General features: G+C 37.4%; 1 pseudogene. It reads right to left on the bottom strand.

The annotated features are described in order from the left end of the window. Window positions 1-121: 121 nt before the first annotated feature. Window positions 122-254: pseudogene (locus ERX29_RS10900) on the bottom strand (transposase); the annotation flags it as partial.

Here is a 254-nt window from a genome sequence, read left to right as displayed (position 1 = left end):
TTTTTAGAATCACAGGAAAATCATATCGAATGATAAATAAGATACCATAGGTATACTACAGTTTGAAGTTGCCGAAAACCTACATTTTATTTTGCCCAAAACCTACATTTTTAAATTGCCCTTGACACTTAAATGATTCAAATGCCGTCAGGCAGGACTTGATAGAAGGAGCACCATAGACTTTCTTCAGGGATGCGGTAAAGGCCTTATAATCCTTACTCGGCACATACTTGATGGCGTTTCTAATCAGATGC

Source organism: Macrococcus lamae, from assembly GCF_004359545.1.
In the GTDB taxonomy this organism is placed as follows: Bacteria; Bacillota; Bacilli; order Staphylococcales; family Staphylococcaceae; genus Macrococcus; species Macrococcus lamae.
This window is presented reverse-complemented; position numbering and strand designations above follow the sequence as displayed.